This is a genomic window from Nicoliella spurrieriana, from assembly GCF_023380205.1.
GTDB lineage: Bacteria > Bacillota > Bacilli > Lactobacillales > Lactobacillaceae > Nicoliella > Nicoliella spurrieriana.
Genome location: NZ_CP093361.1, coordinates 120,298 through 146,166, shown reverse-complemented (window position 1 = coordinate 146,166; position 25,869 = coordinate 120,298). Strand labels below are relative to the sequence as shown.

The 25,869-nt window shown below is 40.8% G+C and carries 28 protein-coding genes, 1 other RNA gene and 1 other annotated feature; of the genes, 24 read left to right on the top strand and 5 right to left on the bottom strand.

All coding sequences use genetic code 11. The features are described 5' to 3' along the window. Positions 1 to 4: 4 nt before the first annotated feature. Both MOO44_RS02310 and MOO44_RS02305 read left to right on the top strand, forming a co-directional pair. Positions 5 to 967 (top strand): DMT family transporter, encoded by a 963-nt coding sequence (locus MOO44_RS02310; protein ID WP_260116830.1) that lies wholly within the window; start codon positions 5 to 7, stop codon positions 965 to 967. Positions 968 to 993: 26 nt separating this feature from the next. After that, positions 994 to 1,662, top strand: a complete 669-nt coding sequence (locus MOO44_RS02305; RefSeq protein ID WP_260116829.1) for a 2,3-bisphosphoglycerate-dependent phosphoglycerate mutase — start codon at positions 994 to 996, stop codon at positions 1,660 to 1,662. Positions 1,663 to 1,720: 58 nt separating this feature from the next. Here the strand turns inward: MOO44_RS02305 and MOO44_RS02300 are convergent, their stop codons facing one another. Continuing rightward, positions 1,721 to 3,061 (bottom strand): C1 family peptidase, encoded by a 1,341-nt coding sequence (locus MOO44_RS02300; RefSeq protein WP_260116828.1) that lies wholly within the window; start codon positions 3,059 to 3,061, stop codon positions 1,721 to 1,723. Positions 3,062 to 3,162: 101 nt separating this feature from the next. Next, entirely contained in the window at positions 3,163 to 3,843 is a 681-nt protein-coding gene (gene rpiA / locus MOO44_RS02295; RefSeq protein WP_260116827.1) for a ribose-5-phosphate isomerase RpiA, read from the bottom strand. Positions 3,844 to 4,119: 276 nt separating this feature from the next. On the opposite strand from rpiA, the gene MOO44_RS02290 reads away from it, so the two are divergent. The 16 genes from MOO44_RS02290 (at position 4,120) to mprF (ending at position 17,813) form a co-directional block, all read left to right on the top strand. Continuing rightward, entirely contained in the window at positions 4,120 to 4,659 is a 540-nt protein-coding gene (locus MOO44_RS02290) for a dCTP deaminase/dUTPase family protein (RefSeq protein WP_260116826.1), read from the top strand. Between the two features lie 14 nt (positions 4,660 to 4,673). Further along, positions 4,674 to 6,068 (top strand): DNA repair protein RadA, encoded by a 1,395-nt coding sequence (radA, locus tag MOO44_RS02285; RefSeq protein WP_260116825.1) that lies wholly within the window; start codon positions 4,674 to 4,676, stop codon positions 6,066 to 6,068. Between the two features lie 71 nt (positions 6,069 to 6,139). Beyond that, positions 6,140 to 7,627, top strand: coding sequence for a glutamate--tRNA ligase (gene gltX, locus MOO44_RS02280; protein ID WP_260116824.1), 1,488 nt, complete (start codon positions 6,140 to 6,142; stop codon positions 7,625 to 7,627). Positions 7,628 to 7,747: 120 nt separating this feature from the next. Further along, positions 7,748 to 9,157: a cysteine--tRNA ligase gene (cysS, locus tag MOO44_RS02275; protein WP_260116823.1), complete on the top strand. Its 1,410-nt coding sequence runs from the start codon at positions 7,748 to 7,750 to the stop codon at positions 9,155 to 9,157. After that, entirely contained in the window at positions 9,157 to 9,576 is a 420-nt protein-coding gene (locus MOO44_RS02270) for a Mini-ribonuclease 3 (RefSeq protein ID WP_260116822.1), read from the top strand. The genes cysS and MOO44_RS02270 overlap by 1 nt, the downstream gene beginning before the upstream one ends. After that, a complete protein-coding gene (gene rlmB / locus MOO44_RS02265; RefSeq protein ID WP_260116821.1) occupies positions 9,566 to 10,318 on the top strand; it encodes a 23S rRNA (guanosine(2251)-2'-O)-methyltransferase RlmB in 753 nt (250 codons plus the stop codon). Before MOO44_RS02270 ends, rlmB begins: the two co-directional genes overlap by 11 nt. Before the next feature lie 20 nt (positions 10,319 to 10,338). Beyond that, on the top strand, positions 10,339 to 10,869 hold the full coding sequence (locus MOO44_RS02260) for an NYN domain-containing protein (RefSeq protein ID WP_260116820.1): 531 nt from the start codon (positions 10,339 to 10,341) through the stop codon (positions 10,867 to 10,869). Positions 10,870 to 10,983: 114 nt separating this feature from the next. Then, complete coding sequence (locus MOO44_RS02255; RefSeq protein WP_260116819.1) at positions 10,984 to 11,580, top strand: sigma-70 family RNA polymerase sigma factor; 597 nt, start codon at positions 10,984 to 10,986, stop codon at positions 11,578 to 11,580. Between the two features lie 63 nt (positions 11,581 to 11,643). Next, positions 11,644 to 11,793: a 50S ribosomal protein L33 gene (gene rpmG, locus MOO44_RS02250; protein WP_260116818.1), complete on the top strand. Its 150-nt coding sequence runs from the start codon at positions 11,644 to 11,646 to the stop codon at positions 11,791 to 11,793. Positions 11,794 to 11,805: 12 nt separating this feature from the next. Further along, a complete protein-coding gene (secE, locus tag MOO44_RS02245; RefSeq protein WP_260116817.1) occupies positions 11,806 to 11,979 on the top strand; it encodes a preprotein translocase subunit SecE in 174 nt (57 codons plus the stop codon). A gap of 126 nt (positions 11,980 to 12,105) precedes the next feature. After that, a complete protein-coding gene (nusG, locus tag MOO44_RS02240) occupies positions 12,106 to 12,654 on the top strand; it encodes a transcription termination/antitermination protein NusG (protein WP_260116816.1) in 549 nt (182 codons plus the stop codon). A gap of 122 nt (positions 12,655 to 12,776) precedes the next feature. Then, entirely contained in the window at positions 12,777 to 13,199 is a 423-nt protein-coding gene (gene rplK / locus MOO44_RS02235; protein WP_260116815.1) for a 50S ribosomal protein L11, read from the top strand. 102 nt (positions 13,200 to 13,301) lie between these two features. Continuing rightward, on the top strand, positions 13,302 to 13,994 hold the full coding sequence (rplA, locus tag MOO44_RS02230) for a 50S ribosomal protein L1 (RefSeq protein WP_260116814.1): 693 nt from the start codon (positions 13,302 to 13,304) through the stop codon (positions 13,992 to 13,994). Positions 13,995 to 14,062: 68 nt separating this feature from the next. Continuing rightward, positions 14,063 to 14,177 (top strand) — a sequence feature (ribosomal protein L10 leader region). Positions 14,178 to 14,204: 27 nt separating this feature from the next. After that, positions 14,205 to 14,708, top strand: coding sequence for a 50S ribosomal protein L10 (gene rplJ, locus MOO44_RS02225; protein WP_260116813.1), 504 nt, complete (start codon positions 14,205 to 14,207; stop codon positions 14,706 to 14,708). 34 nt (positions 14,709 to 14,742) lie between these two features. Continuing rightward, positions 14,743 to 15,108 carry a 50S ribosomal protein L7/L12 gene (gene rplL / locus MOO44_RS02220; protein WP_260116812.1) on the top strand — a complete coding sequence of 122 codons (366 nt, stop codon included), beginning with the start codon at positions 14,743 to 14,745 and terminating at the stop codon, positions 15,106 to 15,108. Positions 15,109 to 15,194: 86 nt separating this feature from the next. Further along, complete coding sequence (gene mprF / locus MOO44_RS02215) at positions 15,195 to 17,813, top strand: bifunctional lysylphosphatidylglycerol flippase/synthetase MprF (RefSeq protein WP_260116811.1); 2,619 nt, start codon at positions 15,195 to 15,197, stop codon at positions 17,811 to 17,813. A 101-nt stretch (positions 17,814 to 17,914) separates the two neighbouring features. Here mprF and nrdF read toward each other — a convergent pair whose 3' ends face one another. From nrdF to MOO44_RS02200, 3 genes are all read right to left on the bottom strand, one after another. Further along, on the bottom strand, positions 17,915 to 18,883 hold the full coding sequence (gene nrdF, locus MOO44_RS02210) for a class 1b ribonucleoside-diphosphate reductase subunit beta (RefSeq protein WP_260116810.1): 969 nt from the start codon (positions 18,881 to 18,883) through the stop codon (positions 17,915 to 17,917). 94 nt (positions 18,884 to 18,977) lie between these two features. Then, a complete protein-coding gene (gene nrdE / locus MOO44_RS02205) occupies positions 18,978 to 21,143 on the bottom strand; it encodes a class 1b ribonucleoside-diphosphate reductase subunit alpha (RefSeq protein WP_260116809.1) in 2,166 nt (721 codons plus the stop codon). Between the two features lie 90 nt (positions 21,144 to 21,233). After that, on the bottom strand, positions 21,234 to 21,470 hold the full coding sequence (locus MOO44_RS02200) for a redoxin NrdH (RefSeq protein WP_260116808.1): 237 nt from the start codon (positions 21,468 to 21,470) through the stop codon (positions 21,234 to 21,236). 239 nt (positions 21,471 to 21,709) lie between these two features. Here MOO44_RS02200 and MOO44_RS02195 point away from each other — a divergent pair, with 239 nt between their 5' ends. The 6 genes from MOO44_RS02195 (at position 21,710) to recR (ending at position 25,863) form a co-directional block, all read left to right on the top strand. Further along, entirely contained in the window at positions 21,710 to 22,312 is a 603-nt protein-coding gene (locus MOO44_RS02195; RefSeq protein ID WP_260116807.1) for a class I SAM-dependent methyltransferase, read from the top strand. A gap of 15 nt (positions 22,313 to 22,327) precedes the next feature. Further along, positions 22,328 to 22,822, top strand: coding sequence for a tRNA adenosine(34) deaminase TadA (gene tadA / locus MOO44_RS02190; RefSeq protein WP_423802910.1), 495 nt, complete (start codon positions 22,328 to 22,330; stop codon positions 22,820 to 22,822). 22 nt (positions 22,823 to 22,844) lie between these two features. Continuing rightward, positions 22,845 to 22,944, top strand: an RNA gene (gene ffs / locus MOO44_RS02185) — signal recognition particle sRNA small type. Positions 22,945 to 23,083: 139 nt separating this feature from the next. Next, complete coding sequence (gene dnaX, locus MOO44_RS02180; protein WP_260116805.1) at positions 23,084 to 24,913, top strand: DNA polymerase III subunit gamma/tau; 1,830 nt, start codon at positions 23,084 to 23,086, stop codon at positions 24,911 to 24,913. Positions 24,914 to 24,934: 21 nt separating this feature from the next. Beyond that, complete coding sequence (locus tag MOO44_RS02175; RefSeq protein ID WP_260116804.1) at positions 24,935 to 25,246, top strand: YbaB/EbfC family nucleoid-associated protein; 312 nt, start codon at positions 24,935 to 24,937, stop codon at positions 25,244 to 25,246. Positions 25,247 to 25,263: 17 nt separating this feature from the next. After that, positions 25,264 to 25,863 (top strand): recombination mediator RecR, encoded by a 600-nt coding sequence (gene recR / locus MOO44_RS02170; RefSeq protein ID WP_260116803.1) that lies wholly within the window; start codon positions 25,264 to 25,266, stop codon positions 25,861 to 25,863. Positions 25,864 to 25,869: the final 6 nt, after the last annotated feature.

The window sequence follows — 25,869 nt, the reverse complement described above, 5'->3', positions numbered from 1 at the left end:
TATTTTGCGAAGAACCTTGTTATATGTGATTATTTCAACTTTCATGTTCAGTTTAATGGAGATTGCTCTAAAGAGTGTTCAGGGAGTGTTTGCGCCCCTACAATTAAATTTAATTCGATTTTTAATCGGGGGATTAGTGTTGCTACCAATTGCTTTAAAACATCGCCGTGACGCTGAGCAACAGTTTAACCTTCGTGATATTTTGATATTTGCCCTGACTGGATTTCTATGTGTCATCGTTAGTATGACCCTATATCAAATTGCAATTGAGTATGATGAGGCAGCTACCGTAGCAGTATTATTTAGTTGTAATCCGGTTTTTTCACTGTTATTTGCGTACTTAATATTAAGGGAGCGAATTGGTCGCTTGAATTTGATTTCAATGCTATTATCAATAGCAGGACTATTAATCATTGTTAATCCCGCTAAGCTGACAAATCCGCTTGGCATTTCGTTAGCGGTGGGTTCTGCAGTGACCTTTGGTCTTTATAGTATCGTTTCCCGGTGGTCCTCTGTGGTCAGTGGCTTTGATGGGATTACAATGACTAGTTACACCTTTATCGCCGGATCCATTGAGTTATTGGCACTGATTTTATTCTTTAGGATTCCTGCAATTGCTAACGGGTTAAAGTCGGTCAGTTGGATGAAATCGTTTGTTAACGTGCCGATTTTACAAAACGTCGGATTGCATTATTTCTGGATTTTATTTTTTATCTGTGTTTGTGTTACCGGCGGTGGTTTTGCGTTTTACTTCTTGGCAATGGATCGGGGCGGGGTTTCAATGGCTTCGTTGGTGTTTTTCATCAAGCCCGGCTTGGCACCGGTATTAGCACTATTGATTTTACATGAAACGCTCTCGATCAATACCATCGTAGGAATCTTGGTAATTTTAGTTAGTTCGATTATTACCTTTATGGGGAACCGGACGAAGACTGATAGTTCTGAAATGAAAGATGCTGTTAAGTAGTTTATGATTAAGAAAGTGTGGGATTAATGGTATTTTTAACGTTAATGCGTCATGGTGAAAGTTTGGCAAATGCTAATAATGTTTTTACCGGGTGGAACGATGTTCCATTAACTACCGCTGGAATTGGGCAGGCCCATGCTGCTGGTCAAAAAATTAGAGCAACTGGCATCCGATTTAGTGATGTTCACACTTCCTTTTTGATTCGTGCAATTGATACTGCTAACATTGTTTTGGACGAGATTGAGCAGGCCTACATCATGGAACACAAGTCCTGGCGGTTAAATGAACGACATTACGGAGCCCTAAGGGGGCAAAATAAACAAGCCGTAAAGCAACGGGTTGGCGTAGAACGGTTTAATCAATGGCGACGTAGTTTTAATACCGTTCCACCATTGTTAAGTGCCCATGATCACGATGAACGTTACACAAGCATCGGGGTCACGGAGCCGTTAGGGGAAAGTCTAAGGATGGCTTATGACCGGATTATGCCGTATTGGGTCGATTCAATTGCCCCCCGGTTATTAGACCACCATAATCAATTAGTGGTCGCCCACGGCAGTACCATTCGTGCCTTGATTAAATATTTAGAACGAATTGACGATGATGTAATTGATCAAGTCGAGGTCCCTAATGGGGCACCGATTCAATATCAATTAGATGCACAGTTACGGATTGTTGATAAAATTACTTTATAATTAAAAAAATGCTGATTTCTTCAGAAATCAGCATTTTTTTACTTTTAAAGATAATTAATTAAAACTTAGCTAAGGTTCCCATTGGATCCCAAGGATCTAATAAGATTGGGTCTTGAGCCTGAGCCTTCTTTAAGTCATCTGAGAGGTATTTCTTGTTGATAACAATTTGGTAGACATACTTTCTGAACCATGATTCACTCATGACAAAGTACCCATTGTTTCCAACCTTGTTGCCCCAACTATTTTCGACCTTCCACTTAGTGGGTTTACCATCAACGATGTCAACTCCGGTAATTACCATTGCGTGGTCCATCATGCTTTCACTGTAGTCCAATTGTTCAGCCTTAGTTAAGTCAAGATCAGTGTCGAATAATTCAGCACGGGAATAAAGCTTGTCATCCATGATTCCCTTTTGACGATCTGATGCTTGACCAACATCACTACCGAACCAAACGGTTTCGCCATTCTTAAGTTGCTTGATGGCTAGTTTTTCAAAATCATCAATTGATAGGTTTAAATGCTTAACTTGACGACCACCAACCACGTTTCCTAACAATTCAACGGTGTAAGTCTTCTTGTAAGGCTTGTCATCAGTAGGGGAGTTAATTAATGAAACGTAGTCTTCGAGGTCTAATTGAATATATTTTTCGTAGAATTTCTTAGGAGTAAGGTCCTTTGCAATGTGATATTTATTGTCCTTATCACGGTATTCAAAATCAAAATGCTTAGCAGGTTCGCCCAATGCATAAACTAAGATTCTGTAGATTTCATTTAACATTTGATCCTTTTGAGCCGCAATCTTATCCTTGTCAGCGCCGTCGTTAACAAGGTTTCTTAAGATAACTGCGTCCCGTCTGAGCTTTAGGTTCAAAACGCTGTTTAAATCAGCGGAGTTATTACTATTGTAAGTTTCAGCCATTGCTGATTGAGGAACGACTCCGTATTTTTCAACCAATGCACAGAGCATGTCCCATTGGCCACCATCTTGTTGGGGAGTAGCAAGTAGGAATGCTACCTTTCTGGAAGTCCGCTTTTTGTTAGCAGTATTTAGAATGTTTTCTAAGAAGAAATTTGATTTTTCGAATTTGTCCCAAAAGTTAATGTAGTTTTGGGATAATTCGAAGTTACCCTTTAGGTTAAATTCGTTAGCGACCCGGTGCCGTAAAGTGTTCAGTGCAGCGAATGTCCAACAACGGCCACTGCGCTTTTGATTTGCAACGTCACCAGTTTCTAGTTCAATTGAAAAAACGGGTTTGTTTGCAATTTCGGAACTGTAGTTTGCGCTAACTGCATTTACGCCTTGGTGTGAAACAGCACGGCCAACGAGCTTTGCGTCGCTGCGCTTATCTAAATCAGATTGGTAATTTTTGATATCATCAAACTTAATACTCTTACTCATTAAATTCACTCCTTAGTTTTTATATCAGACACTAATCGTATTGTACAACAAACAAAGTCTAAATAAAAAGCAAAACCACGTGGGCTTTGCTAAATTTAAAATTATCGGGCTTGAATGATTTCGGGACCATCTTCATGCCCCACGATAATTGTATTAACTAGGTCTAAGAATAACCCATGTTCAACGACACCTGTCATATCCTTTAGGTTTTTAGCTAGCTTGTGTGGATCACCCATTTTGCCTAATCCTAAATCAATAATATAGTTTTTAGAGTGGGTCAAAATGAATCGGTTTCCGTCCATTCTAAACTTAGGATTATAACCACGCTTTTTAAATTTTTTGAATAGTTGTTGACTACCGTACGGGATGACCTCAACCGGAAGTGGAAACGACCCTAATTGTTTGGTTAACTTTGATTCATCAACAATCCAAATGTTTTTACGGGAGTTAATCGCTACGATTTTTTCACGCAGGTGCGCAATTCCACCACCCTTGATTCCCTGATAGTGCTCATCAATTTGATCGGCACCATCAATGGTTAAATCAATATGGTCAACTTCATCAATGTCCTTAACCGTAATGCCAAGTTGTTCGGCCCGGCGTGCAGTCCGATTAGAAGTAGGGACCCCAATGATGGTTAAGTGCTCATCCTTGATTCGTTGTCCTAATGCTTCGACCAGGTACTTAACTGTTGATCCGGTTCCAAGGCCCACCGTCATTCCATCTTGAATGTATTTTACAGCTTCAATCCCAACTATCTTCTTTAAATCGTCTTGGTTCATTTTTTCTGCCCCTCTAGCAATTAATAAGTGCACTGCAAACTTAGTCCTATTTGGTTAGCTAATTAAAATTCAACACATTTATTTATTATTAATAATTGTCTCAAAATTTGAATGAATAAGCAATTCAAGATTTAATATTTATCGTTAATAATTTAAATTTTTAGTGAAATCTAATTAATTGAGTAGTTTTTTCGTAAATAAAGAGAGAAGACTAATTAAAATGATCAATACATAGTATAATTTTAAATATGATTAGAATTTAAGGACGTGAAAAGGATGAATCGAGGATTTAAAATTGTTTCAAAATATCAGGATCAGGGACTTAGCTTACCATTTCGGGCTACCAAGCAAGCCGCTGGGTATGACTTTGCTTGTGCCGAAGACTTTGTGCTTCCATCGATTTGGAAGGTTAATTTTTTAAAGGTGTTATGGGCGATCAGAAACCAAAAACAAGTCTCAGAAGCTGATTTAGCGACTGCCCAAAAAACGTTAAAGCCATTTTTAGTTCCCACTGGAATTAAGGCCTACATGCAAGCAAATGAGGTGTTGATCATTGCGAATCGGTCGAGTAACCCCCTCAAACGTGGGATGTACTTACCGAACGGAATTGGCGTGATTGACGCTGATTATTACGGTAACCCTAATAACGAAGGCGAAATTTTCGTGCAGATGATTAACTTTGGACTTACCGACCGTAAAATCAAAAAGGGGGAGCGGATTGCTCAGGGGATTTTTATGCCCTTTTTGGCGGTTGATGATGAGGACCTTAGCCAAACTAAGCATCGCACTGGTGGTTTTGGTTCTTCTGGAAAGTAAAGGGGGCTGATGATGTGGCAAAAGTAAAGACCCAATACGTTTGTGATAACTGTGGGTATATTTCACCACGGTTTTTGGGGCGTTGTCCTAACTGTGGGAAGTGGAATACACTAGTAGAAGAAATTGTGAAACCCCAGGGGGGGACCACTAGTACCGCTAAAAAAATCTCTCCGACCCGGACTGACTTTAACGGCAGTTCCACGAAGCCAGAGTTGGTGGGCCAAATTAAGGCGCACACTGAAATGCGGGTCCAAACCGATTCAGAAGAGTTCAATCGCGTTTTGGGGGGCGGAGTGGTTCCTGGATCATTGATTTTAATTGGTGGTGATCCTGGGATTGGGAAATCGACGCTCCTACTTCAAATTTCGGGAGAACTAAGTAACCGGGGCCATAAAATGTTGTATGTTTCCGGTGAAGAAAGTGCCAATCAAATTAAATTACGTGCTGATCGGTTAGGCGTGGCTAGCGATCAACTCTACATTTATCCTGAGACCGACATGGATGCAATTCGCCACTCAATTGAGGAATTAAAACCAGACTTTGTTGTAATTGATTCGGTTCAAACGGTTGAAGAGCCAGCAATTCAATCCGCAATTGGTTCGGTTGCCCAGGTTCGCGGAATTACTTCTGATTTAATGAATATCGCTAAGTCAAAGGGCATCACGATTTTCCTAGTGGGGCACGTGACTAAGGGCGGAACATTGGCTGGTCCTAAGACGCTTGAACACATGGTTGATACGGTTTTATACTTTGAGGGAGATATGCACCATTCATACCGGCTACTACGGGCGGTTAAGAATCGGTTTGGCTCGACCAATGAATTGGGAGTCTTCGAAATGCGCGAGGGCGGCTTAAAGGAAGTTCGGAATCCATCTGAAATTTTCTTGGAGGAACGCCTAAAGGATGCCACTGGTTCGGCCATTGTGGTTTCGATGGAAGGGACCCGACCGATTTTAGTAGAAATTCAGGCTTTAATTACTCCGTCGATATTTGGGAATGCCCAACGAACTGCATCTGGATTAGATCGTAACCGGGTCTCATTAATTATGGCGGTCCTTGAAAAACGGGCTGGTCTAATGCTCCAAAATCAAGACGCCTACCTAAAGGCAGCTGGGGGCGTTAAGTTAAACGAACCGGCAATCGATTTGGCAATGGCGGTTAGCATCGCTTCCAGCTATAAGGACCGGGGCACCCGTCCATCAGAATGTTACATTGGTGAAATTGGGTTGACCGGTGAAATTAGGCGGGTCACAAGAATCGAACAACGGGTAGCAGAAGCCCAGAAGCTGGGATTTGAACGGGTCTTGATTCCGAAAAATAACCTTAGTGGTTGGACACCGCCGACTGGAATGCAGGTAATTGGAGTGGCTACTTTGCGGGAAGCCCTTTCAATCGCATTGAAAAATTAAGGTAATCACCGGGCAAACAAATAAGAATATGTTATAATTAGTTACGATTTTAGTAAAAGAGGGGATTAGCATTGGCTAAGAATTCGATTCGAGTTAGATACGCACCAAGTCCGACTGGACATTTACACATTGGAAATGCCAGAACGGCAATTTTTAATTATCTTTTTGCCCGCCATAATAAGGGTAAGTTTATCATCAGAATTGAAGATACTGATACAAAAAGAAACGTTGCTGATGGTGAAAGCAGCCAATTAAATAACTTAAAGTGGTTAGGATTGGATTGGGATGAAGGTCCTGATAATCCTGGCGATTTTGGTCCGTACCGTCAATCAGAACGGCGTGCAATCTACGAACCATTGATCCAACAACTGCTAGATGAAGGAAAGGCCTACGAATCATACCGGACCGAAGAAGAATTAGCAGCTGATCGGGAAGAACAAAAGGCTCGTGGAGTAATGCCCCACTACGAATATGAATTCGAGGGGATGACCGATGAAGAGATTAGCCAAGCAGTTGCTGATGCTAAGGCTAAGGGTCTAAAGCCGGTCATTAGATTTAGAGTTCCTAAAAACCATGATTACAAATGGGATGACATGGTCAAGGGACCATTATCATTTAATTCCGACAGTGTTGGTGGCGACTTTGTGATTGCTAAGCGGGATGGAATGCCTACTTACAATTTTGCAGTGGTGGTCGATGATCATTTGATGGAAATTAGCCACGTCTTTAGAGGTGATGACCACGTTTCAAACACCCCTAAGCAACTAATGATTTACGATGCTTTTGGTTGGGATGCGCCTAAGTTTGGGCACATGAGTCTAATCACTAGTGCTGACTCAGGTAAAAAGTTAAGTAAGCGGGATGAATCCATCATCCAGTTTATCGAACAATACCGGGATTTGGGCTACCTTCCCGATGCAATGTTTAACTTTATTACCCTATTGGGATGGTCACCAGTTGGTGAGGACGAAATCTTTTCCAAACAACAATTTATCAAGATGTATGATTACACTCGGTTGAGTAAATCACCAGCTAAATTTGATAATAAGAAGTTGGAATGGATTAACAACCAATACGTTAAATCCAGTGACGAAGACGTTGTAATGGACCTAGCTTTGCGTCAATTGATTGCAAAGGGCAACCTTCCTGAAAGTCCTGATGCAAAGACCGTTGAATGGGCTCGGAAGTTGATTAACGTCTATAAACAACAAATGAGTTACATGGCTCAAATTAATGAAATGGCAGATGTCTTTTTCCACGAACCAGACCAAATTACTGGCGATGCACTTGAAGAAATTAGTAATGACACTGCACCGGTGGTCCTAAAGGAATTTGCTAAGCGTGCTAAGGAATTACCAATCTTTGATAAGGTTGAAATTCTAAGGACCATTAAGGCAGTTCAAAAGGATACTAAGATTAAGGGCCGGAAATTATGGATGCCAATCCGAATTGCCGTTACCCATGAAATGAGTGGTCCAGAACTACCAGAATCAATTGAATTGATCGGTCGTGAAAAGGCACTTGAACACATTGACCAAACCTTAAAACAAATTGATTAACTTAAACGGGGCTTTCTTAACGATAATTTAGCGTTAAGGAACCCTTTTTTGTTGTTAATTGGGGTTGGGTTTATGCTAAAATGAAACCATTATTAAACAATTTAGATTGGGGTGTAGGATGTGCTAAAAATTTACAATACGTTAACTCAAAAGAAGGAATCATTTGAACCAATTCATCCGGGAGTAGTGAACATGTACGTCTGTGGACCCACAGTCTACAATTATATTCATATTGGAAACGCCCGTAGTGTGGTTGCATTCGATACGATTCGAAGATACTTAGAGTACGGCGGTTACAAGGTTAATTACGTCTCAAACTTCACTGATGTTGATGATAAGATGATTAATGAAGCTAAAAAAGAGGGCATTACGGTTCCACAATTAGCTGATAAATTTATTGCAGCATTTAAGGAGGACACTAAGGCCTTAAACGTCGAACCAGCCACTAAAAATCCACGTGCAACGGAAAACATTCCTGAAATTATTGATTTTGTGAATGAATTGATCGATAAGGGTTACGCCTACGTAGTGGATGGAAACGTCTACTATCGCGCTCGTAAGTTTGATACCTACGGGCTACTTGCCCATGAAAGTATTGATGACTTGGAAGCGGGGGCTAGTGAACACGTCAATGACGAAGAGACTAGTCAAAAGGAAGATCCCATTGATTTTGCACTTTGGAAGACCCAAAAGGGTGATGAAATTGCCTGGGATTCGCCATGGGGGAAGGGCCGTCCCGGTTGGCACATTGAATGTTCAGTAATGTCAACAAAGTATCTCGGTGATACCATTGATATCCATGGCGGTGGGATTGACTTAGAATTTCCCCACCATGAAAATGAACGGGCACAAAGCCAGGCTAAAACGGGCAAGCAATTTGTAAATTATTGGATGCACAATGGATTTGTAACCGTGGGTGAAGATAATGAAAAAATGAGTAAATCATTGGGCAACTTTGTGATGGTTCATGACCTCGTTAAAACCACTGACCCACAGGTCATTCGGTTCTTAATGTCCACCACCCAATACCGGAGACCGATTAGTTATAATGCCACCAGTTTAGAAACGGCGGCTGCGAACCTAAAGAAAATTCAAACCGCTTACAATAATCTAACTTACCGCCTAAAGGATGCAGACGATTATAACGATCCAAAGGTCGATCAAGAAATTAGGCAGATTCAAGCTGATTTTCAAGATGCAATGGATGATGACTTTAACGCTCAAAATGGAATTGCAAAGGTATATGAATTAGCCAAATTAGGGAACGTGTATGCTGAACGACCAGTCGTATTTCGTGATACAGTGAAGTTGATTTTACAACGACTGACCACGTTGGCTGGCATTTTTGGGGTTAGCTTAAAGGCTGAAAAACTAGATGATCATCGGATTGAGGAATTAATCCAAGAACGGATTCAAGCCCGTAAGGATCATGATTTTGAAAAAAGTGATCAAATTAGAGAAGCACTGAAGGCCCAGGGAATTATCTTAGAAGATACAGCCCAGGGTACGCGCTTTAGAAGGGAATCATAATGGCAGCAAACGACGTTGATTATCAACAGTTAAACGGAATTGTTCTCGCTTATTTAGGGGACGCAGTGTATGAGGTATACATCAGAAAGCACCTATTGACACTTGGCATTACCAAACCAAACCGGCTCCAGAAGGTAGCAACCAAATACGTGTCTGCAAAGGCTCAGGCTGCATTGATTGATTTAATGCATACTGACGGAATTTTATCTGATGAGGAAGAATTAGTCTTTAAACGGGGGCGCAATGCGAAAAGTTATACGCATGCTAAAAACACTAGCGTGGTAACTTATCGAATTTCCACTGGATTTGAGGCGTTGATGGGGTACTTATCATTAAGTGACCAGTCCAGTCGCCTTGATTTCCTTGCAAACTGGTGTATTGAACAAGTTGATAACGGGAGAACAGTTCATGAAAAGTAATGATGATTTTGTAATTGGCCGCCATCCTGCGGTTGCGGCGTTAAGAAGTAAGCAGGAAATTAACAAGGTGTTTTTACAGGATGGGATTAAGAAAACTGAACCGGTCGTAAGTGAAATTATAAAGTTAGCTAAGGGAAGGCATTTGATTGTTTCGATGGTCCCAAAGGCGAAGTTAGATTTGCTATCTGACCACCAAAACCATCAGGGAGTAATCCTTGCGATTGCTGCATACCGCTATGCAACGCTTGATGACCTGTTTGCAAATGCGCAGCAAAAGGGGACGGCGCCGTTCTTCATGATATTAGACAGCATTGAAGATCCCCATAATTTAGGATCAATCATGAGAACTGCAGATGCATCCGGTGTTTCTGGGATTATCATTCCAAAGCACCGGGCGGTTGGGCTCACTTCGACCGTGGCTAAGACCTCTGCCGGTGCAATTGAACGAGTGCCAGTTGCACGGGTTACGAACTTAGTGCAGACTGTAAAGGAATTAAAAGAGCGAAACGTGTGGGTTTTTGGAACCGATGTTAATGGAACTGACTACCGTAAATGGAATGGAAACGGAGCGGTTGCTTTGATCATTGGAAACGAAGGAAAGGGCATTTCACCACTATTAAAGAAGCAAGTGGATGAGATGTTGACGATTCCAATGGTGGGGGAACTACAAAGTTTAAATGCTAGTGTGGCTGCCGGACTATTAATGTATCAATGTTTCAACTCTAGAAATCCATTAGCATAAACGATGGGGTTGAATTAATTATGAAAGAGCAGTTATTATTGGTCGACGCCTATAACGTAATTGGCAGTTGGCCAGAGTTAAATCAGTTAAAATTAGAGAATCGAATGTCAGAGGCACGGGATGAATTATTGCGCATTTTATCAGAATATAAGAAGTACCGTAAAATTAATATGGTAATAATTTTTGATGCGATGTATGTCCCGGGGCTGGCAAAAAAGGACAAGCATTATAATTTGGACGTCGTTTGGACCGGAAAGGATGAAACCGCCGACAGCTATATCGAATCGCTTGCTCGGCAAAAGCAATCCCGCTTTACCCAAGTAATCGTCGTCACAAGTGATCAGGCTGAACAGTGGACGGTATTCTCTGCGGGGGCGCTCCGTGAGACTTCTCGTGACTTATTACGGGATGTCAAACGAGCTAAAAGAGAAATTCATTTACACGTGCATAGTTATAAAAACGTGGGAAGTGGGAGAAACTTACCCTTTTCTGATCAACAGTTAAAGAAATTAGCTCACTTTCGTGATGAGCTTTCGAACCGTAAACGCTAAGAAGTTGTTATTAGTTAATTAATATTTGAGAATTGGTATATCTATTAAGAATAGTTGTTCGCTTGCTGCTATGAGACTGATTTGCTAAATTAGTTTCAAAAGGAGTTGTCGAAAGTGACCATTATTAATCATGATCATATCAATCAGGAAACACAATTAATTCAAGCCATTCAATCCGGAGATGAAAGTGCAATTAAGGCTCTATTTTCTAAGTATCGTCCGGTAGTGAATAAAATTTGGCGGCAGTACTTTATCAACGGGATGGAAATTGATGATTGGAACCAAGAGGCTTTAATCGTATTAGTTCGAATTATCGACCAATACGATTGTGAGCGTGGTGTTAGTTTTGGGAGCTTTTATCGGCAAGCATTAAAAAACCGGTTCTTTGACTTAATTAGGCGTAAAAATGCACAAAAACGGATGCCGGACAAAATGTTAAGTTCTTTTGATGCATTTGAAAGCTTTTATTCTGATACGCTCGTTGATTTTAGTTCGTTTTGTCCCGAGAAGCGAATCCTCCAAAATGAACAAATTGAATTAATTTTAAGTCGTCTATCGTTTTTAGAACGGTCAATTTTGATTGAGACGTTTCGAAATGCTAGTTTAAAAGAAATTGCTACTAAGTATCATTGTTCTGAAAATAAAGTTGTGAATGCTTTTGAACGGTGTAAGCGTAAATTTAATAATTATCGCAAACAAATGAATGGCTAGCTAAGTTTGACTATGACGGGGTTAACATGCTAGTATTTAAGAGTTTACGTAGGGAGGATTCCTATGTCAAAAAACAAGTTAGTATTAGCATGTTCGGTCTGTGGATCGCGAAACTATGTTACTGATGATAACCCTAACCGAACGCAACGATTAGAAGTTAAAAAGTTCTGTAAGCATTGTGGGAAGCATACGTTACATCGAGAGACGCGCTAGTAGGAGGATCTTATGCGATTTATTAATTTTTTAAAAAGTGTCATTCAAGAAATGAAAATTGTGTTTTGGCCAAACGCTAAACAAACAAGAGAAGATACTTCAACTGTTTTAGGGGTTACGATTTTATTTGCAATCTTCTTTGCGGTTGTTGATAGTTTAGTTCAAGTATTCCTAAAACTGTTATAAAATACTAAAACCTACGGACGTGAGGTTTTTTTATTTTGGAATTTTTTGGCATAATTAATTCTTAGCGGTTAGTATGCTATAATGTTCTTAACAATTGTCGAATGAATAAAAAAGGAGCAATTCGGAATGGTAGAATCAGCTGAAAAGCAATGGTATGTGTTACATACTTACTCTGGTTATGAGAATCGTGTCAAAGCAAACATCGAATCACGGAAAGAATCAATGGGAATGTCTAACTATATTTTTAGAGTTGTTGTTCCTGAGCAAGAAGAACACGAAGTTAAAAATGGGAAAGATAAGATTAAGATGGATAAGACCTTCCCTGGATACGTACTAATTCAAATGGTGATGACTGATGAGTCTTGGTATATCGTTCGAAATACACCTGGGGTTACTGGTTTTATCGGTTCTCATGGGCAAGGTAGTAAGCCAACGCCACTCCTGCCTGAAGAAGTGGAATTAATTCTCAGCCGCTTGGATCAAACTCCTGAAACTAAGGAAATTGATGCTAAGGTGGGCGATACCGTTACCATTATTGATGGGGCCTTCTCTGGATTATCAGGTAAAATTGTTGAAATGGATAATGAAAAAGCAAAATTAAAGGTTGATATTGATATGTTTGGTCGTGAAACTAGCGCCGAACTAGATTTCAAACAGGTTAAACCAGTCGAATAAAAGTTTGAAACGAAAACTATTTTGTGTTATATTAACCTTTGTATGTTTTTGCATATGTTTGAAAGTGGGAGGAGAAATTTTGATCTCCATTTACCACACACGGACTTAAGGAGGTATGTCTCGTGGCTAAAAAAGTAGCTAATGTAGTTAAATTACAAATTCCTGCGGGTAAAGCAACACCCGCTCCTCCAGTTGGACCTGCTTTGGGTCAAGCTGGAATTAACATCATGGGATTCACTAAGGACTTCAATGCCCGTACCGCAGACCAAGCTGGTATGATTATCCCAGTTGTTATTACTGTCTTTGATGATCGTTCATTCGAATTCATCACAAAGACTCCACCAGCCGCAGTTCTATTAAAGAAAGCTGCTGGAATTCAAAAGGGTTCCGGTGAACCTAACACTAAGAAGGTAGCTGAAGTTACCAAGGATCAAGTGAAGGAAATTGCCGAAACTAAGATGAAAGATCTTAACGCAGCTGATGTAGAAGCCGCAATGCGTATGGTCGAAGGTACTGCACGCAGTATGGGGATCACTGTTAAGTAATTTCATTCATACTGTGGGTAGGCCCCGATACTCTAAATTGTTTTAGGGTGTCAAGTGGGAGGTTTATCCGTTATAACCACAATTGCAAGGAGGAAAATACACATGGCTCGTAATAGAGGTAAAAAATACCAAGATGCACTTAAGCAAGTAGACCGTGAAAAGGCTTATTCTGTTGAAGATGCAGTTAACTTGGTTAAAAAAATTGATTTCGCAAACTTTGACGCAAGTGTTGAAGTTGTATTTAACTTAAACGTTGATACTAAGCAAGCTGATCAACAACTACGTGGTGCTACGGTGCTACCAAATGGTTCTGGTAAGGACCAAACGGTTGTTGTATTTGCTAAGGGTGACAAGGCTGCTGCTGCTAAAGAAGCCGGTGCTGATTTTGTTGGAGATGCTGATTTAGCTGAAAAAATCCAAGGTGGTTGGTTAGACTTTGACGTAGCAATTGCTACTCCTGACATGATGGCTCAAGTTGGTCGTCTTGGTCGGGTACTTGGACCTAAAGGTTTGATGCCAAACCCTAAGACTGGAACTGTTACAATGGACGTTGCTAAAGCTGTTAGCGATGCCAAAGCAGGTCAAGTTACTTACCGGACTGATCGTGATGGTAACGTTGCCGTTCTTGTTGGAAAGGTATCATTCGATGCTGATAAATTAGTTGGTAACTTAAAGGAAGTTGAAAACATCATTGCTAAGAACCGCCCTGCTTCAGTGCGTGGAACTTACATTAAGAACATTTCAGTTTCTTCAACATTTGGCCCTGGTGTTAATGTTAGTGTTGATTCATTCTAATGTTACTGATTTAGGATCAAAATAAAAAATCCTCATATTGACGGTAACCATTCCATATGGTATAGTTACCTTGTTATATAAATCTACCTAAGACTCAGGTGGCATTTGCCTTAAATATCCTGCCGAGGAATTAAATCAATTCTCTCTATGTCTGGGTAGGCGTGGGGATTTTTTTATTTAAATCCCAAATACTTTGGGAGGTGAAAATAGATGCGTAAAGATGTTTTAGCTGCTAAGGAAGAACAAGTTGAAAAATTTACTAAGTTATTCCAGAATGCTAATACTGCAGTCGTTGTTAACTATCGTGGATTAGACGTTGCTGATGTTACCGATTTACGTAAGCAATTACGTGATGCTGGTGTTTCATTACACGTTATTAAGAACAACGTAGTTAGACGTGCTGCTGAAAAAGCTGGTTATGAAGAATTAAACGATGTTTTTGTAGGACCTACTGCAGTTGCCTTCTCTGACGAAGACCCAATTGCTCCTGCTAAGATCTTGAAGAAGTTTGCTGACAATAACGATGCCCTTGTCCTTAAGGGTGGAATGATTGAAGACAAGGTTGCTTCATTAGATGAAATTGAGGAATTTGCTTCATTACCAAGTCGTGATGAATTGCTTGCTACGCTTGCTAACGTATTACAAGCTCCTGTACGGAACGTTGCATACGCTGTTAAGGCTGTTGCAGACAAGGACGACGATAGTGCCGCTTAAAAATTAAAATTTATCCAAAATGGAGGAAAATAAAATGGCTTTTGATAAAGACAATATTATTGAACAAATTAAAGACGCTTCAATTACTGATTTAAACGACCTAGTTAAGGCAATCGAAGATGAATTTGGTGTTTCAGCTGCTGCTCCAGTTGCAGCTGCAGGTGCTGCTGGTGGCGACGGTGCTGCTAAGGATTCATTTGACGTTGAATTAACTTCAGGTGGTAGTGCTAAGATCAAGGCTATCAAGGCTGTTCGTGAAATCACTGGTGCAGGTTTGAAGGAAGCCAAAGACATGGTTGATGGCGCTCCTACTGTTATCAAAGAAGGCGCTTCAGAAGAAGAAGCTAACAAGCTCAAGGAACAACTTGAAGCAGCTGGTGCTACTGTTACCCTTAAGTAATTTTAGGATCAAGCTTAAAGCGTGTGGCATTATTGATGCCATGCGTTTTTTTATTGGAATCGATTTAGATACGGAGGGCACTTCCTTTGAAATCTTTATATCAAAAAACTAGCGACTTCTTTGTTAAACACCTTAAAGTGATTAAAACCCTGTTTATTTTTTCAGTATTGATTTTTTCACTTCGTGAATTTGCCAAGATTATTTCAGAAGTGAATGGTCATCAAGTAAGGACTAGCTTTGATAGTCAATCACCGACTTCATTAGGATTGATGTTAATATTAGGATTAATTGCGGTGTTACCAATGTTGGTTTACGATTTTACAATTGTTAAATTTCTACCTGGTAAGTTTAAGCCGTTATACATTGTAAAAACCGGTTGGATTACCAATGCATTTACTAATATTTTGGGATTCGGTGGACTGATTGGGGCTAGTTTACGGGCTAACTTTTACAATGAAGACGCTAGTCCGAAGCAAATTATGTATGCCATTTCAAAAATTGCGATGTTTCTATTAGCGGGACTGTCTACTTACTGTTGGATTGCCCTAATCATGATTTTTGGATTTGATACGGATGGGACCCTGGTTAATTACTGGCCGTTTTTATTTGCCGGTGCACTTTACTTTCCAATTGTCTTCATCGTGACTAGGTTAAATAATTCAACGTTCTTTCAAGATTTAACGCTTAAGCGTGAATTAACGTTGATTCTAGGTTCCTGCTTGGAATGGGGTAGTTGTGCAGCATTGTTCTTAATAATTGGATCATTGATGCATGTTAACATTAGTTTGATTTCGGTTTTCCCATTATTTATTATTGCGAATATCATGGGGGTCATTGGAATGACTCCCGGTGGATTGGGTGGTTTTGACGTAACCATCACGACTGGTTTGATCATGTTGGGCGTTGATAAGCCCCAAGTATTAGTATGGCTAGCATTTTACCGGATTTTTTATTACGTGGTTCCATTCATCATTGCTTTAATCCTGTTCATTCATGATTACGGGAAGCGAATTAATGAATTTTTAGATGATATTCCTAAAACGTTATTCCAAAGAACCGCTCAAATTATTTTGACGATTTTTCTATACTTTTCAGGAATTATGTTGTTACTATCAATTACATTACCGAATGTGGTGTTAGTCAACAGTTTCTATCTTTCATTTGAACCGTATACGTTCTACTTTTTAAATCAGTTGACTACCATTATCGTGGCCTTTATTTTAATTGGACTGGCACGTGGTTACGGTTCACGGGTTCAACGTTCGTTTTGGCCCACCGTCGTGGTCCTCTTAATTGCGATCGCAAATACCCTTTGGAAGGAAAGTTTTCCCATTAATATGTCGATTTTATCGATCATTTTGATTTTACTACTTTGGCTTTCAAAGGGATCATTGTACCGGAAACGGTTATCATATTCATGGGGCCAGCGCATTATGGACACAATTATTTTTGCGTTCACGTTCACGGCGTATACGTTCCTGGGAATTTATAACCACTTCCACCATAATTTCCATAACGGCCCGTTTAAGGGGTTGTTTAAACAACCGAATGCTTACCTCTTCCCATCACAACAGGTTTGGTTTGCTGGTTTTCTAGGGTTACTGGCGGCTTCATTGATTTTAGTAATCATTTATCGCTACTTCTCTTCAAAGGAAACTAATTGGCTCGACCAACCGTTTGATGCAGAGCGGGTTCGCCATGTGATTGATGAATATGGTGGTAATGAAGTTAGTCACCTGGCATTTGTTCGGGATAAACAAATCTATTTCTACACTATTGATGATGAAGACCAGGTCTTTTTTATGTTTAAGCGCCGGGCAAATAAACTAGTGATTATGGGTGAACCGGTCGGGAATGCTGAGCAGTTCTCCAATGCGATTGATCAATTTATGATCGATGCCGATCAAATTGGGCTATCACTTGTCTTCTACGAAGTGGGTGAAAAGTTTACCATGATTCTTCATGAAAAGGGGTTTGATTTTACAAAGGCCGGTGAAGAAGGAATGGTTGAACTAAGTAAGTTTACGTTGGTGGGGAAGAAACACCGTGGTGAACGGGCTTTGATGCATAAATTTGAACGGGAAGGGTATCAATTCTCAATTGTTAATCCACCGTTTGATAATGCATTCATGGCGGAGTTAAAGGCGATTTCTGACCAGTGGCTAAATGGTAATTCTGAAAAGGGATTTTCATTGGGCTACTTCGATGCTTACTATTTAAATCAGGCTCCCATTGCAATTATGAAGGACAAGGATGGGAAGGTCGTTGCATTTGCTAACATTATGCCGACGGGTGAACATGCCATTACTTCAATTGATTTAATGCGTTCCAGTGATGATGCACCATCAGGAATTATGGATGGGATTTTCATTAATTTATTCCAATATTCATTGGATAATAAGTACCAATACTTTAACTTAGGAATGGCCCCGCTATCTAATGTGGGCCGCTCCCGGTTTAGTTTTATTGATGAAAAGATTGCTAACTTGGTTTATAAGTATGGCCAATCATTCTATAGTTTCCAGGGCTTACGCTCGTATAAGGAAAAATATGTTAATGTATGGGTTCCACGTTACATTGTTTATCGCCGAAAGAGTTCATTAATCTTTACGATGCTCCAAATTCTATTGATTGTGAACGAACGGATTGGTGGAGATAAGCCACGGGGGCCATTTAAGTTAATTTCTCAATTTTCATCTAAGTAATTAAAAAGCAGTGTTGAAATCATTTTTCGATTTCGGCACTGTTTTTTTAAAACGAAACCAGCGATGAATTAGTTCACCGCTGGTTTAGAATGGAAATATTTTTATTTTTTAGGACGACCAATGTTGTAATCATCATTATTCATGGCCTCCACTTGACCTAATCGATAACCGTTCCCCACTTGGGAGAAGAAGTCGTGGTTAGCCGTTGAGGTGGAAATTCCGTTCATTACGATTGGATTCACATCATCAGCAGTATCTGGAAAGAGTGGATCTTGGCCTAGGTTCATTAATGCCTTATTTGCATTGTAACGGGTGAATGTCAAGACCTCATCTGACCAGCCAACTTGATCATAAAGGGTGTGAACGTATTTTTCCTCGTTTGCGTATAAATCATACAGAAAATCATACATCCATCCCTTAATGGATTCCTGCTCAGCATCTGATAGTTGGTTGAATGCTAATTGAAATTTATAACCAATGTAGGTCCCATGGACGGACTCATCACGCAGAATTAACTTAATGATTTCTGCGACGTTTGGTAACTTATTATTTCCTAAATACCATAGTGGCGTGAAAAAGCCAGAGTAGAAGAGGAACGTTTCCAAAAAGACGCTAGAAATCTTCTTCTTAAGGGGACTGCTATCATCATGATAGAGGGTATAAATTTTCTTAGTTTTAGTTTGTAGAAATTCTTCACTGTCGCTCCACTCAAAAATTTCCTTGATTTCTTCATTCGTGTTTAACGTTGAAAAAATGGATGAATAACTTTTGGCATGGACCGATTCCATAAACTGAATGTTGTTCAATACGGCTGTTTCATGAGGAGTCCGAACGTCCTTTCGAAGGGCTGCCATTCCATCTTGTGATTGAAGGGTATCTAACAGTGTTAAGCCCCCGAAGACGTGGCTAACGACCCATTTATGATCATCATCTAGGCTCCGCCAGTCATGCAAATCATTTGATAGTGGCACCCGCGTGTCCAACCAAAATTGTTCGGTCAACTTTTCCCAAGTCGCCTTATCAATTTCATCATTGATTGCATTCCAGTTAATTGCTTTATAATTTTTCATGCGATTCTCCATTCATATTCAACTTACTTTTTGATATCTAATATTAATACTATAACTAATATTAGATATTTACTCAATAAGCTGTTAAAAAATCTTAAATAACACAACTTTCACATTGGCTTGCACCAACTTCTTGTTGGTCATCGGTGAAGGTCCGAACGTAGTATAATGACTTGATGCCCTTATAGTAAGCGTAGTTACGAAGGATGTTCAAATCACGCGTCGACATCTTATTAGTACGGCCATTCTTCCATTCATAGAGCCCTTCTGGAATTGTTGAACGCATGAAGAGGGTCAAACTAAGGCTTTGGTCGACATGCTCCTGTGCAGCTGCGTACACATCAATGACTTTGCGCATATCAATATCATAAGCTGACTTGTAGTACTTAATGGTGTCATTGGAAAGGTATGGTGCGGGGTAGTAAATTTTACCAATCTTAGATTCGTAACGCTCTTCAATTCGACTAATGATGGGGTGCAAACTAGCAGTTGTATCATTAATGTATGAAATTGATCCATTCGGAGCAACTGCCAAACGGTTTTGGTGGTAAAGCCCATCCTTCATAACTGCCGCTTTAAGTTCCGCCCAGTCCTTAGTTGATGGCACTTCAATCCCATCGAAGAGGGCCTTGACCTTTTCTGATTTTGGTCCCCAGTCTTTCGTAACGTATTTGTCAAAGTAACTGCCGTCTGCGTATTGGCTCTTTTCAAATTGATGGAAAGTTTGATTCCGTTCCTTGGCAATTTGGTTTGAGGCTTTTAATGTCCAGTAGTTTAAGAGCATAAAGTAGACACTGGTAAATTCGATTGATTCATCAGAACCGTATTCAATTTGGTTCTTAGCGAGAAAACTGTGTAAGCCCATGGCCCCTAATCCAATGGTGTGGGCAAGGTGGTTGCCCCTTTGAATTGATGGAACTACGTCAATATCGGAATGGTCGGTAACGAACGTTAATGCTCTGACCATTGATTCAATCGAGTGCCCAAAATTAGGTGCTGCCATCATGTTGACCATGTTAGTGGATCCTAAGTTACATGAAATATCGGTCCCTAGTTTAACGTATTCCTGCTTATTATTAACCGTGGAAGGCGTTTGAACCTGCATAATTTCTGAACAGAGGTTACTCATTACGATCTTACCGTCAATTGGGTTTGCCCGGTTGGCAGTATCGATATTAATGATGTATGGGTAACCAGATTCTTGTTGGAGCTTACTGATCTCAGTTTCTAATTCCCGCGCTTTGATCTTAGTCTTCTTAATTTCGGGATTGTTAACCATGTTGTCATATTCCTTAGTGATGTCAACGTATGAGAATGGTTTTCCGTAAATTCTTTCAACATCATATGGACTGAATAGATACATATCATCATCGTTTCTAACTAGTTCGTAAAACTTATCAGGAACCGTAACCCCAAGTGAAAGGGTCTTTACCCGAATCTTTTCATCGGCATTTTCCTTCTTGGCTGATAAGAAGGAAATGATATCGGGATGAAAGAGGCTTAGGTACACCACACCGGCTCCTTGGCGTTGCCCCAATTGGTTGGAGTATGAAAAGCTATCTTCTAATAACTTCATTACTGGAACGACCCCGCTAGCAGCCCCTTCAATGTGTTTGATGGGATCGCCAGCAGCTCGTAGGTTGGAGAGGTTGATTCCAACCCCACCACCGATTCGAGAAAGCTGAAGGGCAGAATTAATGGTCCGACCGATTGTATTCATGTCATCAGTCGTTTGAATTAGGAAACAAGAAACAAGTTCACCACGGCGTTTCCGCCCCGCATTCAAGAAACTAGGGGTCGCTGGTTGATAGCGTTGGTTAATAATTTCATCGGCTAAGCTCATTGCGAGTTCTTCATTACCATCAGCGAAATAAAGGGCGTTTACGGCAGCACGGTCAATAAAGTTTTCAAGGTAGTATTCATTATCGTCGGTCTTCAATGCGTATTGAGCATAAAATTTATACGCAGCCATAAAGGTCTTAAAGTGAAATGATTGTGATTTAAGATAGTCGTATACCTTTTCAATAAAGCTAAAGTTATACTTATTGATAAATTTTTTTTCCAGGTAATCATTGTCGATTAAGTATTGGTAGCGTTCCTTCAGTGAGGCAAAGTGCTTAGTGTTTGGTTCGACGTTTTCCCTTAGGAATGCAGCAAGGGCCTCCTTATCCTTATCCAACTGGATTTGACCATCAACTGGGATGTTGATTTCATTATTCAAGTCGTAATAGGTAACGTCCTTTAAATCTGATAGTCCCATTATTTCTCCACGCTTTCTCTAAAAATTTGCTAAAATAAAAGTGGCGAGGTCTTTAAAAGACATCGCCAACTTCAGTAGAATAATTGCAGTTTATGCCATTACCGCTAGTTTGTTTAACTGATCGGGTCTAAAGCCACTAAAGGGTTCGATTCCATCAGCCTTAATAACTGGGGTAGCCATAAAGCCCGCTTCTTTCAAAGTGTCAATGTATTCTGGCTGTTCATCGATATTAATTTCTTTAAAATCAACACCGTGTTCTTCCAGGAATCGTTTGGTCATTTTGCATTGCATGCAGTTATTTTTTGAAAATACAGTAATTTGTGTCATAATCGCGGCCTCCAGTTGTTTTCGCATCCTAGCAATTAGCTAGCTAATTGCTAGGAACTAGTAAATAATATGTATTTTATTCTACACCCTTGTTGAATAATTTCAACGTAAAATACCACAAGTAGTGTTTGCAAAATTCGTGTAACACTAGATGTGGTATCATGTGATAATACGTGAAACAATTTTTAATTTAATTTTGGTAACTAATTAAGATTATGAAATAGAAATGGATGATAAAAATGACCGAATATTATTATACACCAAATCCCGATGTTGAACACGCAAAACAGAATTGGAATTTTGAATTATTGGGCAATCAGCTGACCTTTGCTACTGATAATGGTGTTTTTTCCAAACGAACGGTGGATTATGGGTCACGCGTTTTAATTAATAGCGTTGAAATTGCTGAGTTGCCGGATGGAGACATCCTAGACCTTGGTTGTGGATATGGCCCAATTGGCCTCGCCCTTGCAAAGCGCTATTCAGATCGACACTTCTTGATGAGCGATGTGAATAACCGGGCCCTCGGCTTGGCGAAGGAAAACGCCCAGCAAAACCACATTGCTAACGTTACGATTCAAAATTCCGATGGCTATCAGGCAATTGACGCTACCTTTGCTGCGGTAATCACTAACCCACCAGTACGAGCAGGTAAAACGGTGGTCGATAATATGATTACCGGGGCATTAGAACACCTGATCAGTGGAGGGCGGTTGACCGTGGTGCTTCAAAAAAAGCAGGGGGCGCCATCCGCTAAAAAATTAATGGCCAATACGTTTGGTAACTGTAAGGTCATTAAACGCGACAAGGGTTACTATATTTTGGAAAGTACCAAGCACTAGGGAGGAATGCGTCTAATGAACGATCAACGGATTGAAGCCTTTATGCAACGGGCATTAATACAGGCGCGGGCGGCCAATTCCATTCATGAAGTTCCGATTGGTGCCGTGGTCGTTCACGACGGACGGGTAATTGGGACCGGTCATAACCTACGTGAACTAGCGGAAGATGCCACTGGGCATGCGGAGATTTATGCGATCCAAGAGGCCTGTGCCGTTTTAAATAGTTGGCGATTGGAGGATTGTGACCTCTACGTTACCGTTGAGCCATGCTTAATGTGTGCTGGTGCAATCCTAAATTCACGGATCAAAAACCTATATTATGGGTCCCCAAACCCCAAGGGCGGCGTGGTCGATAGCCTCTATCAGGTTTTGAACGACCCCCGTTTTAACCACCAGGTGAACGTGACTGGTGGGGTTTTGGCTAATGAATCTGCGGCAATTATGAAGGCGTTTTTCAAGGCTGCTCGCAAGCGTAAAAAACTAGCTCGTCGTTCTGGACAAGTTAGGTAAAATAAGTTAAGATAATATTTGCCGTTAGGCCTTGGAGCAAGGACGTGCTAACGAACCGTGTCAGGTCCGAGAGGAAGCAGCACTAAGTTTCCTACGTTCTGTGCTTCTTGTACATAGCAATTAATCTCTTAGTCGTTTATGACTGGGGGCTTTTTTATTTTATTATTAATTTTTAGAGTGGCGGAGTGGCATTGGAGTTGCGCGTGCTATAATAAATTGAATTAGGTTCGTTGTTTTTGACTATGATGAGGGGGAAAACTATTGAGTTATCAAGCATTATATCGGGTCTGGCGACCCCAACGATTTGCTGATCTAGTGGGCCAACCGGTAATTACTGAAACGTTGAAGAACACCATTATTACCAATCAAATTAGTCATGCTTACCTATTTGCAGGCCCCCGCGGAACTGGGAAAACATCAGCTGCTAAAATCTTTGCTAAGGCAGTTAACTGTCCAAATGCAAAGGATGGGGAACCATGTAATGAATGTAGCATTTGTAAGGCGATTACCAATGGCACCCTCAATGATGTAATCGAAATTGATGCGGCTTCCAATAACGGGGTCGATGAGATTCGTGATATTCGCGATAAGGCGAAGTACGCACCGACCGAAGCGACTTATAAGGTCTACATCATCGATGAAGTGCACATGCTATCAACGGGGGCATTCAATGCATTGTTAAAGACATTGGAAGAACCTCCCACAAATGTGATTTTTATTCTAGCTACGACCGAACCCCACAAGTTACCAGCCACGATCATTTCACGGACCCAACGCTTTGATTTTAAGCGAATTCAACCCAAGGATATTCTGGAACGAATGGAATACATTCTAAAGCAAAAGGATGTTAAGTACGATGACAAAGCGCTGCGGGTAATTGCTAGGGCTGCTGAAGGTGGGATGCGGGATGCACTTAGCATTTTGGATCAAACCATGTCGTATGGGGATGATGTAGTAACCTATGAAAACGCACTTCAAGTTACCGGAAGCGTGACCACTTCGCTCTTGACTGAATTCGTTAGCGAAGTGGCCCATCAAGACGTGAAAGCTGCCCTAGTGTCAGTGCGCAAAATAGTTGATGCTGGTAAGGATGCCAATCAGTTTATTGAGGACTTGATTAGTTATTACCAAAACACCTTACTTTATAAGCAAGCTCCTGAAATGGTCTTGGAACAAGAATTGGGCATCGTTGACGACCAGTTCAAGCAAATCGCGACCGATGCAAACGCCAATGTAATCTATCAAATCATTGAAATTTTGAATGACATTCAACAACAAATGCGTTACACGCTCCATCCAGATGTTTATCTGGAGGTATTAACGGTTAAAATTGCCACGTTGAATCGTGGCGGCGTTGAGGGTTCAGCTGCCGATAGTAAACAAATTGAACAACTTACGGGTGAAATCAACGACTTAAAACAACAACTTAGCGCCCTGAAACAATCCGTTATAACGACTGATTCCAAACCACAAGCTCAATCGACGCCTAAACAGTCAGCAACCCCCCAGCCGGCACCTGTTAAAAAGCAATCGGCACCAAGCCATCGCGTTAATTTGGAAAAGATTTACCCGATCTTGGATCATGCGACCCGCTCAGATCTTAACCGCATCAAGAGTTCTTGGGCTGAATTGGTTCAAAATTTAGATGTGGTTCAAAGGTCATTGATGAACATTGCGAACCCAGTTGCTGCCAGCAGTAGTGGGGTTGTGTTATCATTTAGTTATGATATTTTTTACCAAAAGGCAGTTAACGATCGGTCATTGATCGATGCGATTGGAAATGGGTTTGACCGCATCATTGGGTATGCTCCTGATCTAAGCTTTGTCCCGGAAGAACAATGGCAACAAATTCGTAAGGATTACTATAATCACAAACGAATGCGGGGCAATGCTAATCAGCCCGCTCCTTCAGCTGAACAGTCATCAGCACCCAAGCAGCATTCGAATGCTGCTGGTAATGATAATAGCGACGAGCCACCATTGCCGATTGATGATCAGGGTGTGCATGAACAAGCTAGTGCGGAACCAGATGTGGTTACAAAGGCTGAGGAGTTATTTGGTAAGGACATTTTAGATGTAAAAAATGATTAATAATAAAAGGATGTTGATAATATGATGAACGGAATGAACATGAACAAGATGTTAAAGCAAGTTAAGCAAATGCAAAAGCAAATGGGCGAAGAGCAAGCTGAATTAAATAAACAAGAATTCACTGGGACCGCTCCAGATGATATGGTTAAGGTGACCTTTACCGGTGATCGCAAAATGACGGACATGCAAATCAAGCCAGAGGCAATTGATCCAGATGATCCAGATATGCTTTCTGATCTAGTATTGACCGCTGTAAACGAAGCCCTTGGCAAGGTCGAAGATGCCACTCAAAGTACCCTTGGTAAATACACTAAGGGCATGCCAGGAATGTAATTAAAGAGGGAATTAAAATGCAGTATCCAGAACCAATTGCAAAGCTGATTGATAGTTATATGCACCTCCCAGGAATCGGTCGGAAGACTGCCGTTCGGTTGGCTTACTTTACGGTGAATATGGATAAGACCGACATCGCAAATTTCGCTGAGGCGTTGACGGAAACGAAGGATAAGTTACGTTACTGTTCAATTTGCGGTAATTTAACCGATGAGGATCCCTGTGAAATTTGTCAGGATCCAACGCGGGACCAATCTAAAATTCTGGTCGTTGAACAGCCTAAGGACATCATGGTAATGGAACGAATGAAGGATTACCATGGTCTCTACCACGTTTTAGGTGGGGTCTTATCCCCAATTGATGGTAAGGGGCCAGATGAATTGAATGTGCGTTCTCTAATTAAGCGCTTGCAAGCCAATGAGGCGGTGAATGAAGTTATCATTGCCACCAATGCCACTCCTGAGGGGGAAGCTACCGCAATGTATCTGTCCAAGTTGATTAAACCAGCTGGCATCAAGGTAACGCGACTAGCCCATGGCTTATCCGTTGGTAGTGATATTGAATATGCAGATGAAATGACCTTGTTCAAGGCTGTTCAGGGCCGCACTGAAATTTAGGAGATA